Annotated in this window: 7 protein-coding genes, 2 tRNA genes, 4 rRNA genes and 2 riboswitches; all 13 genes read left to right on the forward strand. The window is 43.2% G+C overall.

Features of this window, described 5'->3' with window-relative positions:
• Nucleotides 1-5 precede the first annotated feature (5 nt).
• The 13 genes from BK585_RS23855 to BK585_RS01385 all read left to right on the forward strand — a co-directional run bounded on the left by BK585_RS23855 (nucleotide 6) and on the right by BK585_RS01385 (nucleotide 16,480).
• The gene (locus BK585_RS23855; protein WP_170885442.1) at nucleotides 6-173 is read left to right on the forward strand and encodes a hypothetical protein; all 168 of its coding nucleotides are present in this window, start codon (nucleotides 6-8) and stop codon (nucleotides 171-173) included.
• Nucleotides 174-336: 163 nt separating this feature from the next.
• Nucleotides 337-807: a hypothetical protein gene (locus BK585_RS01330; RefSeq protein WP_078551347.1), complete on the forward strand. Its 471-nt coding sequence runs from the start codon at nucleotides 337-339 to the stop codon at nucleotides 805-807.
• A gap of 216 nt (nucleotides 808-1,023) precedes the next feature.
• Nucleotides 1,024-1,971, forward strand: coding sequence for an AAA family ATPase (locus tag BK585_RS01335; RefSeq protein WP_245805762.1), 948 nt, complete (start codon nucleotides 1,024-1,026; stop codon nucleotides 1,969-1,971).
• Entirely contained in the window at nucleotides 1,968-3,179 is a 1,212-nt protein-coding gene (locus BK585_RS01340) for a DUF58 domain-containing protein (protein ID WP_078551349.1), read from the forward strand. The genes BK585_RS01335 and BK585_RS01340 overlap by 4 nt, the downstream gene beginning before the upstream one ends.
• The gene (locus BK585_RS01345; RefSeq protein WP_078551350.1) at nucleotides 3,179-5,344 is read left to right on the forward strand and encodes a transglutaminase TgpA family protein; all 2,166 of its coding nucleotides are present in this window, start codon (nucleotides 3,179-3,181) and stop codon (nucleotides 5,342-5,344) included. The genes BK585_RS01340 and BK585_RS01345 overlap by 1 nt, the downstream gene beginning before the upstream one ends.
• A gap of 45 nt (nucleotides 5,345-5,389) precedes the next feature.
• A riboswitch (purine riboswitch) is annotated at nucleotides 5,390-5,492 on the forward strand.
• Nucleotides 5,493-5,594: 102 nt separating this feature from the next.
• Nucleotides 5,595-7,115, forward strand: a complete 1,521-nt coding sequence (guaA, locus tag BK585_RS01350; protein ID WP_170885692.1) for a glutamine-hydrolyzing GMP synthase — start codon at nucleotides 5,595-5,597, stop codon at nucleotides 7,113-7,115.
• Between the two features lie 83 nt (nucleotides 7,116-7,198).
• Nucleotides 7,199-7,300: riboswitch (purine riboswitch) on the forward strand.
• Between the two features lie 151 nt (nucleotides 7,301-7,451).
• Nucleotides 7,452-8,753, forward strand: coding sequence for an NCS2 family permease (locus BK585_RS01355; protein WP_078551352.1), 1,302 nt, complete (start codon nucleotides 7,452-7,454; stop codon nucleotides 8,751-8,753).
• A 369-nt stretch (nucleotides 8,754-9,122) separates the two neighbouring features.
• A 16S ribosomal RNA gene (locus tag BK585_RS01360) occupies nucleotides 9,123-10,675 on the forward strand.
• Between the two features lie 108 nt (nucleotides 10,676-10,783).
• Nucleotides 10,784-10,860, forward strand: a tRNA-Ile gene (locus tag BK585_RS01365).
• Nucleotides 10,861-11,058: 198 nt separating this feature from the next.
• Nucleotides 11,059-11,134 (forward strand) — tRNA-Ala (locus BK585_RS01370).
• Nucleotides 11,135-11,470: 336 nt separating this feature from the next.
• Nucleotides 11,471-14,404, forward strand: a 23S ribosomal RNA gene (locus BK585_RS01375).
• A 78-nt stretch (nucleotides 14,405-14,482) separates the two neighbouring features.
• A 5S ribosomal RNA gene (gene rrf, locus BK585_RS01380) occupies nucleotides 14,483-14,598 on the forward strand.
• A gap of 329 nt (nucleotides 14,599-14,927) precedes the next feature.
• Nucleotides 14,928-16,480 (forward strand): 16S ribosomal RNA (locus tag BK585_RS01385).
• The 16S, 23S and 5S rRNA genes sit together here with 2 tRNA genes alongside, the layout of an rRNA operon.
• Nucleotides 16,481-16,532: the final 52 nt, after the last annotated feature.

The following is a 16,532-nucleotide window of genomic DNA, read 5'->3' on the forward strand; positions in this document are numbered from 1 at the left end:
GTATTATGAATAACACGGATTGGAAACAATGGCAAAGTCAAGTGTTGCAAGAAGAATATGTATTACCTGAATTGCGAGCGGAAGAGTTATCTAAGAAAATAGAAGCTGTTAATCGCAAGCGTAAGGAATACTGTATTTATGGATTTCGTCGCCAGAAAAAAGCAAAAAAATAAAGCAAAGACCGATAAGGAAGAGTCCTTCCTTATCGGTCTTTTTTTATTTAGAAAACCTAAAAAGGTTTAATATTCTTTTGCTCTAGATAATTATAGTAAAATAGTATGCAATGAAAACCTAAAAATGATACTATATAACTAGTAGAAAGGTAGGGGTTAAGAAATGAAAAAAAGAATGTTTTTCCTATTGTTACCATTGTTATTGCTTGTTGGTTGTGACCCTGTTCAAGATGATTTGATCTCATACTTGAATGATGGAATAATGCCGTTGGTAGATTTAGAAGAAGAAGTAATTGCTATCTATGAAAGTGTAACTGGGGATAACTATTATGATGATTGGATTTTATATGAAGCAATTGAACTTGAGATTATTCCTAAATACCAGAATCTAATTAATCAACTTGAAGCAGTCCGACCGGAAACGCCTGAGGTAAGAGAAGTTCATGAGATTTATATTAAAGGAACTAACATACAGTACAATGCAATGGTATTAATGCTAGATGCCTTAGATTATCAAGATTATGCATTAATAGCAGAAGCAAACAATATGTTAGCTGAAGGAAGAGCTACTCTTAGACAATACCAAAATGAAGTTGAAAGATTAGCAGATAAACATAACGTGATTTTTGAGTAAAGACAGAGGGTGGGGCAAAAGGTTATTTATCTTTTGTCCCACCTTCTTTGTGTGTAAAAAGGGAAAGTCTTTTAGGGCGTTGAAAATAGTTAATTGTCACTTTATTCCTATTAGTAAAATCATATCAAATAGTAATAAAAATTTAATCTTGTTTACTAGGGAATAATGCTATGATAATAGGAAGAGAAATGGATCCGTTAAATGGAGGGTTTAGGTATGAATAAGAGTTTACAAACAGCAATTGAAAATATTGAACAAGTAGTTGTAGGAAAAAGAGAGGAAATTGAACTAAGTCTTGTTGCGTTGTTAGCTGGTGGGCATGTTCTCCTAGAGGATGTACCAGGTGTAGGAAAAACTGTCTTGGTAAAAGCTATTGCTAAGTCCATTGGAGCAGAGTTTAAACGAATTCAGTTCACACCAGATTTATTGCCTTCCGATGTTACTGGAGTCTCCATTTACAATCAGAAAACAATGACGTTTGAGTTTCGTCCTGGACCTGTTATGGCTAACGTTGTCTTAGCAGACGAAATCAATCGAACATCCCCAAAAACGCAGTCGGCTTTACTTGAAGCGTTAGAGGAAAGTCATGTGACAGTAGATGGGGAAACAAGAGCATTAACAAAACCGTTTTTTGTGATGGCAACGCAAAACCCGATTGAATATGCTGGAACATATCCATTGCCAGAAGCACAATTGGACCGTTTTTTGATGAAGATAAAGCTTGGATACCCTTCAATGAACGATGAAATAGAAGTGTTATCACGTGTTGAGAAAGCTCATCCAATAGAAAGTGTTGAGGCTGTTTTGAGTTTAGATGAATTAATCTCACTTCAAACAGCTGTGAAAGAAGTTTATGTTGACCATTTAGTGAAGGAATATATCATTGAAATTGTGAATGCATCTCGTTATCATGATGCGGTAAGATTAGGGGTTAGTCCACGTGGCTCTATTTCCTTAATGAAAGCAGCTCAAGCTTATGCATATTTACAGGAGCGTGAATTTGTTATTCCTGATGATGTAAAGCATATCGCTCCGTATGTGTTACCTCACCGTATTGTTGTCAAATCTGATATGCAGTTTAGTGAAGTGACTCAAGAAGGTGTTATTCGTGAACTTCTTGGTAGAGTTAAAGTCCCGACTAGGAAAAAGGAAGAGATTCGATGAAAAAAACATTATCGAAGCTGACATCGTGGAGCAAAATTGTTTTGATACTCCTGCTAAATGCGGGTGTTTTCTCTTATGCGATGTTTCAAGGGGGCTTTGTAAGTTGGTTTTTGTTTTATAGCATTCTTGTATTAACGTTTCTTTCTGTAAGCGTTGTAATTTGGTCTAATAAAGGGATAATTTTTGAAAGAGAGATTTCACCGAAGATTGCAGTAGCGGGAGAAAGTATTACGATAACGGTCACGCTAAAAAAACGGTTTTTTCATCCTTTTTCTTTTATACGAGTAAACGACCGTATTCCAGAAAAACTGCAAAAAGGATTTGACACTAAAAATGAAGCGATATTCTTCTTTACGTTTAAAAAGACGCTCTCCTATAGTTATAAGCTTACAGCATTAAAACGAGGAGAACATGTATTTACAGAAGTAGAGCTAGTTACCGGTGATTTAATTGGTTTTTCAGAGAAAAAAGTCAATATTCCAGTAAAAACGACGTTATTTGTCTTTCCACATTATGAGCAATTAAAAAATTGGAATGTCAACTCTAGCAGAGGTCAAGATAATGGAAGTTCATTTGAGGAGTCCTTCGCTGAAGAACTCTCGATTTCTAGTATTCGAAATTATATACCAGGAGATAGAATGACAAGCATTGATTGGAAGCACTCCGCTAGAAATGGGAAGTTGATGACAAAGGAGTTTAACTCTTATCAAGGAAAGTTAAGTAATTTAGCGTTTTATTGTGGCAATGAAACAGAAACAGAACATACCTTTGAGCAAGCGGTAATATTAAGTGCATCGATTGTGAACTATTTTTATAAATCTTCTATTCCTTTAGGATATTATGAGTTAAATCAAAACCTAGCTATTATGAACCAGGGAGATGAAACAGAGCATTATCAACAAATTTATCGTAAATTAGCCTTAGTTTCTCCTACCAAAGAGAATATTGACATCCATGTCAATTCCTTTGAACCGTTAAGAGAGATGGTATTAACGATAGTTACAGTTACGTTAACTAGTAGTTTATTGCAGTTTGTTGATGGGTTGATAAATGTGAAATGTAAGGTGATTATCTGTTTAGTTAGCAATGAAAAAATCTCTCACCAAGACACCAAAGTTCTTATTGAGAAACTTCGTTATCGAGGGGTTAGAGTCTATCAATTTCCGGGAATGAATTTTAGTGATTATGTTAAAAAGCAGGTGAGGTAATGCAAATTCGTGAGCAAAATGATTTAGGTAAGAACCTTCTTTTATATGGGTTGGGTTTGCTCCTTCTATTAGAATGGCTATATCCCCTTTCATATGTTACGAATACAGGCTATATTTCACTTTTTGTGATTATTACCATTGGTTTCTTTGTAATCACCTACTTACAAATAAAGCTTTGGTTATCATTTATACTTAAGAGCTTTTTAATCGCTTACGGGTTACATGTTATGTTTTTTGAAGAAAAGTTCCTCACAAGTTTGTGGATTAGTCATTTTTTAGGGGACCTTTTTCATAATATTGCACTTATGTTTACAGGTCAGTTTTCGGCACTTACTGATTTGTTCCGAAGTTTGATCTTCTTTATGTTGTTAGCTGTATTAGCGTATTTAGTCTATTATTGGACGATCCAATTAAAAAGAGTCATCCTCTTTTTTACTTTTACTATTGTATATATTACGGTCATCGATACCTTTACGTTATACAATGCCAATTTCGCAATCATTCGAGCTTTTTTTGTCGGATTTCTTCTTCTGGGACTCGTCACAATGTATCGAAAGGTTGAGCGAAGTAAAGCTGAAAATAAATCTCATAGTTTACCGACTAAGTTAGTGTCCTCGCTTCTTATCTTAATTATGTTATCAGCCTCAGTTGGTTTTGCTGCGCCGAAATATGAACCACAATGGAATGATCCAGTCCCTTTTGTTAAAAATTCACTAGGGATGGGAAGTGGTCTAAAAACGATAGGGTATGGCACCAATGATGAACAACTAGGTGGAGGGTTCATTATTGATGATACGCCTGTTTTTTATGCAGATGTACCGAGAGGGCACTATTGGCGTGGAGAGTCTAGGGACTTTTATACAGGAAAAGGTTGGGAGACTACGACCCCTGATATTATGAAATTTCAGCACTCTAATTTATTTTATCAATTTGAGAATCGAACAGTAACCGCGAAAATAGAAATGGCAGATGCACAATCGTTTGAACATGCTTTTTATCCAGGAGAATTAAAAAATGTTGAGAGTGATGGGTACTATGAGGTGGACGCTTTTACTGGAAAAGCGGAAACTTTTAGTAATAACGGAAGAACGCAGATTCTTTCTGACTATACAGTTGAATTTAGTTATCCGATCATGACAAGTGAGGAGTTAAGAGAAATCCAAAATCCAAATGACATTGGCTTGTATCCTGAAGAAGTAGCTACATTTTATTTGCAAACACCAGAAACGCTGCCAGACCGGGTAAGGGAGTTAACGGTTGGTATAGTTGAAGAGTATGATAATCAATATGATCAAGTCCGGGCGGTAGAGCGCTATTTTAGATTAGCTGGATTTACGTATGAAACCATTGATGTCCCTGTACCAGAGGAGGGGCAAGATTATGTGGACCAATTCTTATTTGAGACGATGCAAGGGTATTGTGATAACTTCTCAACAGCGATGGTTGTGATGCTTCGAACAGTTGGTATCCCTGCGAGATGGGTAAAAGGCTTCACTCAAGGCGAGAGGATAGAAGATGAAGAAAGTGACATTCCTCGTTATGTCATCTCGAATTCAAATGCGCATTCATGGGTGGAAGTCTATTTTCCTAATTATGGTTGGATTCCTTTTGAACCAACACAAGGTTTTTCATATCCAGTTAACTTGTTTAATACTGGTGATATTAACGACATGTATTATGATATGTACAATATGGAAGAGTATTATAGACAACAGCAAGCACAGGAAACATTGGCGCCTATTGAAGAAGATGTTGCTCCAGTAACAACTACTAATCGTAATTTTCAAATCCCTATCGTTGAAATTTTATTAGCTATAGGCGGGATTGGAGTTGTTATTCTTGTCAGTTGGGCAGTGTTTCTCAATCGAAAAAGATTATTAGCGGTTTACTATTTTTTAATCTTTAATAAACGGAAGGATGAGCAAGCGTTTGGTGATGCTTATGACCGCTTATTATGGTTATTGAAAAAAGCTGGTGTCGCTAAGCGAGAAGAAGAAACGATTAGAGAATTTGCGCATCGTATTGATAAGCAATACGCAATGCAACATATGACCACTTTGACGAGAAATTATGAGCGGATTAATTATGGAAATGGTCCAGCGGTGTTGTTGTGGAATGAGAATAAACAAATATGGCAAACTATAATAAAAAAAATCGTTTCTTGACCAAGGTAGGTACGTAGGATACAATGTATCCGTGTTTTATGTCGAGATAAGTCAATGAGATTCCTTCATATATTCTCAGGAATAGGGCCTGAGAGTTTCTACGAAACCACCGTAAATGGTTTCTGCTATGAAGGCGGAATGTGAAAGAGCTAGATTCTGCCTTTGTCTTTTAGCGAAAGGGAATCTGGCTTTTTCTTTACATAAGAAGATAAAAATAGAGGGTGGATGAAACGTGGAAAACATCAATGAAATGGTCGTTGTACTGGATTTTGGAGGGCAATATAATCAGCTAATCGCAAGAAGGATTAGAGATTTAGGGGTATATAGCGAACTACATCCTAATACAATCACTGCAGAAGAAATTAAAAAAATGAATCCAAAAGGAATTATTTTCTCTGGTGGACCTAACAGTGCTTATGTTGAAGGTGCTCCTAAATGTGATGAAGCTATTTATGACCTTAACATTCCGATCTTAGGGATTTGCTATGGCATGCAACTTATGACACAGCATTTTGGAGGGAAAGTAGAAGCGGCTGAACATCGTGAGTATGGGAAAGCAAATATTAAAATTGAAAACCAATCAAAGTTATATAAAGGGCTTCCGATTGAGCAACCGGTTTGGATGAGTCATGGAGATTTAATTGTAGCTCCTCCTGAAGGGTTCGTTGTAGATGCGTTTAATCCTTCTTGCCCTGTTGCGGGTATGAGTAATGAAGAAAAAGGCTTTTACGGTGTTCAATTTCATCCAGAAGTGCGTCATTCTCAGTTTGGAAATGAACTGCTAGAGAACTTTGTATTTAATGTATGTGAGTGCGAAGGCAATTGGTCAATGGAGAACTTTATTGAAATTGAAATGGCGAAAATTAAAGAACTAGTTGGAGATAAAAAAGTTCTATGTGCCCTAAGTGGTGGAGTGGATTCTTCTGTTGTAGCTGTACTAATTCATAAAGCTATCGGTGATCAACTGACATGTATGTTTATTGACCATGGTCTTCTTCGAAAAGGCGAGGCTGAAAGTGTCATGAAAACATTTAGTGAAGGCTTCAATATGAATGTCATCAAAATAGATGCTCAAGATCGTTTCTTAGGAAAGTTAAAAGGCGTAGAAGACCCTGAGCAAAAACGTAAGATTATCGGTAATGAGTTTATTTATGTGTTTGAGGAAGAAGCCTCAAAATTAACGGATATGGATTTCCTTGCACAAGGAACTCTTTATACAGATATCATTGAAAGCGGAACAGCGACTGCTCAAACGATTAAATCACACCATAATGTAGGTGGATTACCGGAAGATATGAAATTTGAACTTATTGAACCTTTGAACACATTATTTAAAGATGAAGTTCGTAAATTAGGGGCAGAGTTAGGAATTGCTGATGAAATCGTATGGCGCCAACCGTTCCCGGGACCGGGTTTAGGTATACGTGTGCTTGGTGAAATTACAGATGAAAAGCTAGAGATTGTTCGTGAATCGGATGCGATTCTTCGTGAAGAAATTAAAAAAGCGGGATTAGACCGTGAAATCTGGCAGTACTTTACCGCTCTTCCGAATATGAGAAGTGTAGGTGTTATGGGTGATGCTAGAACTTATGATTATACAGTGGGGATCCGTGCGGTGACTTCCATTGATGGGATGACGTCCGATTGGGCACGTATTCCGTACGATGTGCTTGAAATCATTTCTACTCGTATTGTTAATGAAGTTAAGCATGTTAACCGCGTTGTTTATGATATTACATCAAAACCACCTGCAACAATTGAGTGGGAATAATTTACGAATATTAAAATAAAAAACAGTGAAAAACGTTCGGATTTGTAGTTGACATTTTAAAGCGCGCTTGTTATATTTTTAATGAAAGTAATGAATCGAATTTTCGTATAATCTAGGGGATATGGCCCTTGAGTCTCTACCAAGCTACCGTAAATGGCTTGACTACGGGAAATCGGAATGTCAGCAAGTAACGTGATGAAGCGCGCCGTCCGTTATCTGCTTTTCCAGATTTTTTGTTGTCAATGCTTCAGGTAGAATTTACCTGGAGTTTTTTTGATCTATTTTGGAATCTGGTGCTATTTTTAGTACATAGTAATCATGAGGAGGTAATTTTAAATGGATCGTTATTTCGGATTTAAAGAGCAAGGTACTAGCTATCGTCAAGAGACGATTGCAGGACTTACGACGTTTTTGTCAATGGCTTATATTCTTTTTGTTAACCCACTAATTTTGGGTGATGCAGGAATGGATATGCAAGCGGTGTTTGTTGCAACAGCACTAGCTGCTGCAATTGGTACTTTAATCATGGGACTTCTTGCAAATTATCCAATTGCTTTAGCGCCAGGTATGGGTTTAAATGCATTTTTCGCTTATTCTGTTGTATTAGGAATGGGTATTAGTTGGCAGGTGGCTCTATTTGGGGTATTCATGTCGGGTATTATCTTTATTATTATCACAGTGTCAGGTATCCGTGAGGTCATTATCAATGCCATTCCAGCTGAGTTAAAATATGCAGCTGCAGCAGGTATCGGGTTATTTATCGCTTTTATCGGTTTGAAAAATGCAGGAATTGTTGTTCCTTATGAAGCAACTGCAGTTACATTAGGTCATCTTGGACATCCACCTACGTTATTAGCGATTTTTGGTTTAGTCGTTACAGTTATCTTTATGGTTCGTGGAGTCAAAGGTGGAATTTTCTATGGTATGATTTTGACATCGTTTGTTGGAGTTCTTACTGGAGTTATTAATTGGGATGGAGGAATTGTAAGTAGTGTTCCCGATATGTCTCCGACTTTCCTTGCGGCATTCGATATTACATGGGCAGAAATTTTTACAGTTCAATTATTGGTCGTCATTCTTACATTCTTATTTGTAGACTTTTTTGATACTGCTGGAACGTTATATGCAGTAGCAAACCAAGCGGGATTTGTAAAAGATAATAAACTTCCAAGAGCGAACAAAGCGTTACTTGCAGATTCAAGTGCTACATCAATCGGTGCTCTTTTAGGGACATCGACTACTACAGCTTATATTGAATCATCTTCAGGTGTTGCAGCTGGAGGGCGAACAGGATTTACTTCTGTTATAACTGCGGCATTGTTCGTAATCGCATTGTTCTTTTCTCCATTGCTTGGTGTCATAACCGCTCAAGTAACGGCACCTGCGTTAATTATTGTGGGAATTTTGATGGCTTCTTCATTGGGGCTTATCGATTGGAAAAAGTTCGAGATTGCAGTTCCGGCATTTTTAACAGTCATTGCAATGCCATTAACATATAGTATCGCAACTGGTATCGCACTAGGATTCATTATGTATCCTGTAACGATGTTAGTAAAAGGTAAAGGAAAAGAAGTTCATCCTTTAATGTATGTTCTCTTCTTCGTCTTTCTTGCTTACTTTGTTTTCTTAGGAGAATAGTAAATATCCACAGTCCTTACATGTTTCATGTAGGGGCTGTTTTTTATTGGATAAAAATACCACACATAAAAGTATTGCATCATGATTCTAGAATTGTTATAGTTATTACCTGTCACCCAAGCAAACAGTTCATTTTTATAGTGAATGAAAAAAGGTGTTGACACTAAATCGAAAGCTTGCTAATATAGAGAAGTCGCTTTTGCGAGGGTATCGTATAAAGCTAACGAATAGCTCTTTGAAAACTGAACAGAACAAAGCCAAGCGAAGAGATACATGATATCTCATTGTCGTTGCAAAACGACAAACCCGTCATTGTAAAATGACAAAAAGTTGCGAAAGCAACACTTTTAAGAGCTTAATCAACTCACTTTTATGGAGAGTTTGATCCTGGCTCAGGACGAACGCTGGCGGCGTGCCTAATACATGCAAGTCGAGCGGACTGTTTAAAAGCTTGCTTTTAAACAGTTAGCGGCGGACGGGTGAGTAACACGTGGGCAACCTGCCCTGTAGACTGGGATAACACCGAGAAATCGGTGCTAATACCGGATAACTTTGAGGTCACATGACCTCAAATTAAAAGATGGCTCCGGCTATCACTACAGGATGGGCCCGCGGCGCATTAGCTAGTTGGTAGGGTAACGGCCTACCAAGGCGACGATGCGTAGCCGACCTGAGAGGGTGATCGGCCACACTGGGACTGAGACACGGCCCAGACTCCTACGGGAGGCAGCAGTAGGGAATCTTCCGCAATGGACGAAAGTCTGACGGAGCAACGCCGCGTGAACGATGAAGGCCTTCGGGTCGTAAAGTTCTGTTGTTAGGGAAGAACAAGTGCCGTTCGAATAGGTCGGCACCTTGACGGTACCTAACCAGAAAGCCACGGCTAACTACGTGCCAGCAGCCGCGGTAATACGTAGGTGGCAAGCGTTGTCCGGAATTATTGGGCGTAAAGCGCGCGCAGGCGGTCTTTTAAGTCTGATGTGAAAGCCCACGGCTCAACCGTGGAGGGTCATTGGAAACTGGGAGACTTGAGTGCAGAAGAGGAGAGTGGAATTCCACGTGTAGCGGTGAAATGCGTAGATATGTGGAGGAACACCAGTGGCGAAGGCGACTCTCTGGTCTGTAACTGACGCTGAGGCGCGAAAGCGTGGGGAGCAAACAGGATTAGATACCCTGGTAGTCCACGCCGTAAACGATGAGTGCTAGGTGTTAGGGGTTTCGATGCCCTTAGTGCCGAAGTTAACACAGTAAGCACTCCGCCTGGGGAGTACGGCCGCAAGGCTGAAACTCAAAGGAATTGACGGGGGCCCGCACAAGCAGTGGAGCATGTGGTTTAATTCGAAGCAACGCGAAGAACCTTACCAGGTCTTGACATCCTTTGACCACCCTAGAGATAGGGCTTTCCCCTTCGGGGGACAAAGTGACAGGTGGTGCATGGTTGTCGTCAGCTCGTGTCGTGAGATGTTGGGTTAAGTCCCGCAACGAGCGCAACCCTTGATCTTAGTTGCCAGCATTCAGTTGGGCACTCTAAGGTGACTGCCGGTGACAAACCGGAGGAAGGTGGGGATGACGTCAAATCATCATGCCCCTTATGACCTGGGCTACACACGTGCTACAATGGATGGTACAAAGGGCTGCAAAACCGCGAGGTTGAGCGAATCCCATAAAACCATTCTCAGTTCGGATTGTAGGCTGCAACTCGCCTACATGAAGCCGGAATTGCTAGTAATCGCGGATCAGCATGCCGCGGTGAATACGTTCCCGGGCCTTGTACACACCGCCCGTCACACCACGAGAGTTTGTAACACCCGAAGTCGGTGAGGTAACCTTTTAGGAGCCAGCCGCCTAAGGTGGGACAGATGATTGGGGTGAAGTCGTAACAAGGTAGCCGTATCGGAAGGTGCGGCTGGATCACCTCCTTTCTATGGAGTAATACTCTAGTCGAAGTTCATTACGTTAGTAATGAATTACAGCTTGCGCTTTGTTCGTTCAGTTTTGAGGGAGTTATCCTTCTAATTAAATAAGGTTGTGGGCCTATAGCTCAGCTGGTTAGAGCGCACGCCTGATAAGCGTGAGGTCGATGGTTCGAGTCCATTTAGGCCCACCATACAAACTTCTACCGAATTGTTATAACAAGGTTCGGGATTTAATTGTCTTTAGCATCAATACTGCTTCGGGGCCTTAGCTCAGCTACGAGCAGTAACGTCTTGAAAGGACTGCGAGTTGTTTCGACGCATAGTCATCAAGACTAAGCTTGTAGAGGAAGAAACAGGACCTACTTTAGAATTAACATCTATACTACTCCGGGGCCTTAGCTCAGCTGGGAGAGCGCCTGCCTTGCACGCAGGAGGTCAGCGGTTCGATCCCGCTAGGCTCCACCAATTACCAAACATTGGTTGTTGAAAAACAATCAAAATTCTATTAAAGTATAGTGGTTGCTCTTTTTTGAGGCAACGAGGTGATCTTTGAAAACTAGATAGTAATGCATTGAAGTTTTACCGGATCAACATCTATTGATGTTGAGAAGAGAGAACTGAGATAGTCAAGAATTCTTCAACGTCTTAAGTCAATCTATTGATTGACAATTAATTACAGATGGATTAGAAACAAGGAGTTCGAGGAAGTGAAGCTTTGAGGAGCGGAGTGTACGTTTAACGGGTACTCGAGCACCGCAGAAGCGAACTGACGAAGAAATCCGCCGTTTATAAACCAGCTGAGGTTAAGTTAGAAAGGGCGCACGGTGAATGCCTTGGCACTAGGAGCCGACGAAGGACGGGACGAACACCGATATGCCTCGGGGAGCTGTAAGTAAGCTTTGATCCGGGGATTTCCGAATGGGGGAACCCACCATCCGTAATGGGATGGTATCCATATCTGAATACATAGGATATGAGAAGGCAGACCTGGGGAACTGAAACATCTAAGTACCCAGAGGAAGAGAAAGCAAATGCGATTTCCTGAGTAGCGGCGAGCGAAACGGAAACAGCCCAAACCAAGAAGCTTGCTTCTTGGGGTTGTAGGACACTCTATACGGAGTCAGAAAAGAACGGGGTAGATGAAGCGGTCTGGAAAGACTGGCCAAAGAAGGTAACAGCCCTGTAGTCAAAACTTCGTTCTCTCCAGAGTGGATCCTGAGTACGGCGGGACACGTGAAACCCCGTCGGAATCCGGGAGGACCATCTCCCAAGGCTAAATACTCCCTAGTGACCGATAGTGAACCAGTACCGTGAGGGAAAGGTGAAAAGCACCCCGGGAGGGGAGTGAAATAGATCCTGAAACCGTGTGCCTACAAGTAGTTGGAGCCCGTTAATGGGTGACAGCGTGCCTTTTGTAGAATGAACCGGCGAGTTACGATTACGTGCAAGGTTAAGCTGATGAGGCGGAGCCGTAGCGAAAGCGAGTCTGAATAGGGCGAGTTAGTACGTGGTCGTAGACCCGAAACCGTGTGATCTACCCATGTCCAGGGTGAAGTTCAGGTAACACTGAATGGAGGCCCGAACCCACGCGTGTTGAAAAACGCGGGGATGAGGTGTGGGTAGGGGTGAAATGCCAATCGAACTCGGAGATAGCTGGTTCTCCCCGAAATAGCTTTAGGGCTAGCCTCGAGGGAAGAGTATTGGAGGTAGAGCACTGATTGGACTAGGGGTCCCCACAGGATTACCGAATTCAGTCAAACTCCGAATGCCAAATACTTATCCTCGGGAGTCAGACTGCGAGTGCTAAGATCCGTAGTCAAGAGGGAAACAGCCCAGACCATCAGCTAAGGTCCCAAAGTATACGTTAAGTGGAAAAGGATGTGGAGTTGCACAGACAACCAGGATGTTGGCTTAGAAGCAGCCACCATTTAAAGAGTGCGTAATAGCTCACTGGTCGAGTGACTCTGCGCCGAAAATGTACCGGGGCTAAACGTATCACCGAAGCTATGGATTGTCCTAACGGACAGTGGTAGGGGAGCGTTCTGCGTGCAGCGAAGTCAGACCGAGAGGACTGGTGGAGCGCGTAGAAGTGAGAATGCCGGTATGAGTAGCGAAAAGAGGGGTGAGAATCCCCTCCGTCGAAAGCCCAAGGTTTCCTGAGGAAGGCTCGTCCGCTCAGGGTAAGTCGGGACCTAAGCCGAGGCCGAAAGGCGTAGGCGATGGACAACAGGTTGAAATTCCTGTACCACCTCCTCACCGTTTGAGTAATGGGGGGACGCAGTAAGGTAGGGTAAGCGCACTGATGGATATGTGCGTCTAAGCAGTTAGGCTGGTGAATAGGCAAATCCGTTCACCATGAAGGCTGAGCTGTGATAGCGAGGGAAATTAAGTACCGAAGTTCCTGATCCTACACTGCCAAGAAAAGCCTCTAGCGAGGTGAGAGGTGCCCGTACCGTAAACCGACACAGGTAGGCGAGAAGAGAATTCTAAGACGCTCGGGAGAACTCTCGTTAAGGAACTCGGCAAAATGACCCCGTAACTTCGGGAGAAGGGGTGCTCTGATAGGGTGCAAGCCCGAGAGAGCCGCAGTGAAAAGATCCAAGCGACTGTTTAGCAAAAACACAGGTCTCTGCGAAGCCGTAAGGCGAAGTATAGGGGCTGACACCTGCCCGGTGCTGGAAGGTTAAGAGGAGGGGTTAGCCGCAAGGCGAAGCTCTGAATTGAAGCCCCAGTAAACGGCGGCCGTAACTATAACGGTCCTAAGGTAGCGAAATTCCTTGTCGGGTAAGTTCCGACCCGCACGAATGGTGTAACGATTTGGATACTGTCTCAACGAGAGACCCGGTGAAATTATATTACCTGTGAAGATGCAGGTTACCCGCGACAGGACGGAAAGACCCCATGGAGCTTTACTGTAGCTTGATATTGGATTTTGGTACAGTTTGTACAGGATAGGTAGGAGCCTTGGAAGCCGGAGCGCTAGCTTCGGTGGAGGCGTCGGTGGGATACTACCCTGACTGTACTGAAATTCTAACCTCGAGCCGTGATCCGGTTCAGGGACAGTGTCAGGTGGGCAGTTTGACTGGGGCGGTCGCCTCCTAAACAGTAACGGAGGCGCCCAAAGGTTCCCTCAGAATGGTTGGAAATCATTCGAAGAGTGCAAAGGCATAAGGGAGCTTGACTGCGAGACCTACAAGTCGAGCAGGGACGAAAGTCGGGCTTAGTGATCCGGTGGTTCCGCATGGAAGGGCCATCGCTCAACGGATAAAAGCTACCCTGGGGATAACAGGCTTATCTCCCCCAAGAGTCCACATCGACGGGGAGGTTTGGCACCTCGATGTCGGCTCATCGCATCCTGGGGCTGAAGTAGGTCCCAAGGGTTGGGCTGTTCGCCCATTAAAGCGGTACGCGAGCTGGGTTCAGAACGTCGTGAGACAGTTCGGTCCCTATCCGTCGCGGGCGCAGGAAATTTGAGAGGAGCTGTCCTTAGTACGAGAGGACCGGGATGGACACACCGCTGGTGTACCAGTTGTTCCGCCAGGAGCATAGCTGGGTAGCTACGTGTGGACGGGATAAGCGCTGAAAGCATCTAAGCGTGAAGCCCCCCTCAAGATGAGATTTCCCATGGAGTTAATCCAGTAAGACCCCTTAGAGATGATGAGGTTGATAGGTCTCGGGTGGAAGCGTGGTGACACGTGGAGCTGAGAGATACTAATCGGTCGAGGACTTATCCTATAAATAAGACGAAGATTGACTACAATGCATACTATCTAGTTTTGAGAGATCACGTAAGTGATATTTCAATTAAATAAGTCTAGTGGCGATAGCGAAGAGGTCACACCCGTTCCCATGCCGAACACGGAAGTTAAGCTCTTCAGCGCCGATGGTAGTTGGGGGCTTCCCCCTGTGAGAGTAGGACGTTGCTAGGCTTACACATTCCCTTACGAGAGAGTGATATGATTGCTCTATTAAGCGAATCGTATGGAATTGTAAATCAAATGATTACCAATAATTGTTGGTTGCGAATTGTGATTTTTGCTGCTAGAATTAGTATTCTTATTAGTGAAATACTAGTAAAAAGCACTTTACCAAAAAATATCTGTTGCAATCTCTGTTATAAAATGTTATCATTAAATTCTTGTCACTTAGACAAGACAATATAGCTCTTTGAAAACTGAACAGAACAAAGCCAAGCGAAAGAGATACATGATATCTCGTCAATTTTTTTAAAAAAACTTATGAGCTTAATCAACTCACTTTTATGGAGAGTTTGATCCTGGCTCAGGACGAACGCTGGCGGCGTGCCTAATACATGCAAGTCGAGCGGACTGTTTAAAAGCTTGCTTTTAAACAGTTAGCGGCGGACGGGTGAGTAACACGTGGGCAACCTGCCCTGTAGACTGGGATAACACCGAGAAATCGGTGCTAATACCGGATAACTTTGAGGTCACATGACCTCAAATTAAAAGATGGCTCCGGCTATCACTACAGGATGGGCCCGCGGCGCATTAGCTAGTTGGTAGGGTAACGGCCTACCAAGGCGACGATGCGTAGCCGACCTGAGAGGGTGATCGGCCACACTGGGACTGAGACACGGCCCAGACTCCTACGGGAGGCAGCAGTAGGGAATCTTCCGCAATGGACGAAAGTCTGACGGAGCAACGCCGCGTGAACGATGAAGGCCTTCGGGTCGTAAAGTTCTGTTGTTAGGGAAGAACAAGTGCCGTTCGAATAGGTCGGCACCTTGACGGTACCTAACCAGAAAGCCACGGCTAACTACGTGCCAGCAGCCGCGGTAATACGTAGGTGGCAAGCGTTGTCCGGAATTATTGGGCGTAAAGCGCGCGCAGGCGGTCTTTTAAGTCTGATGTGAAAGCCCACGGCTCAACCGTGGAGGGTCATTGGAAACTGGGAGACTTGAGTGCAGAAGAGGAGAGTGGAATTCCACGTGTAGCGGTGAAATGCGTAGATATGTGGAGGAACACCAGTGGCGAAGGCGACTCTCTGGTCTGTAACTGACGCTGAGGCGCGAAAGCGTGGGGAGCAAACAGGATTAGATACCCTGGTAGTCCACGCCGTAAACGATGAGTGCTAGGTGTTAGGGGTTTCGATGCCCTTAGTGCCGAAGTTAACACAGTAAGCACTCCGCCTGGGGAGTACGGCCGCAAGGCTGAAACTCAAAGGAATTGACGGGGGCCCGCACAAGCAGTGGAGCATGTGGTTTAATTCGAAGCAACGCGAAGAACCTTACCAGGTCTTGACATCCTTTGACCACCCTAGAGATAGGGCTTTCCCCTTCGGGGGACAAAGTGACAGGTGGTGCATGGTTGTCGTCAGCTCGTGTCGTGAGATGTTGGGTTAAGTCCCGCAACGAGCGCAACCCTTGATCTTAGTTGCCAGCATTCAGTTGGGCACTCTAAGGTGACTGCCGGTGACAAACCGGAGGAAGGTGGGGATGACGTCAAATCATCATGCCCCTTATGACCTGGGCTACACACGTGCTACAATGGATGGTACAAAGGGCTGCAAAACCGCGAGGTTGAGCGAATCCCATAAAACCATTCTCAGTTCGGATTGTAGGCTGCAACTCGCCTACATGAAGCCGGAATTGCTAGTAATCGCGGATCAGCATGCCGCGGTGAATACGTTCCCGGGCCTTGTACACACCGCCCGTCACACCACGAGAGTTTGTAACACCCGAAGTCGGTGAGGTAACCTTTTAGGAGCCAGCCGCCTAAGGTGGGACAGATGATTGGGGTGAAGTCGTAACAAGGTAGCCGTATCGGAAGGTGCGGCTGGATCACCTCCTTTCTATGGAGTAATACTCTAGTCGAAGTTCAAACCTTGTGTTTGAACTATAGCT

The sequence above is a fragment of the Bacillus alkalicellulosilyticus genome (assembly GCF_002019795.1).
GTDB classification, from domain to species: domain Bacteria; phylum Bacillota; class Bacilli; order Bacillales; family Bacillaceae_F; genus Bacillus_AO; species Bacillus_AO alkalicellulosilyticum.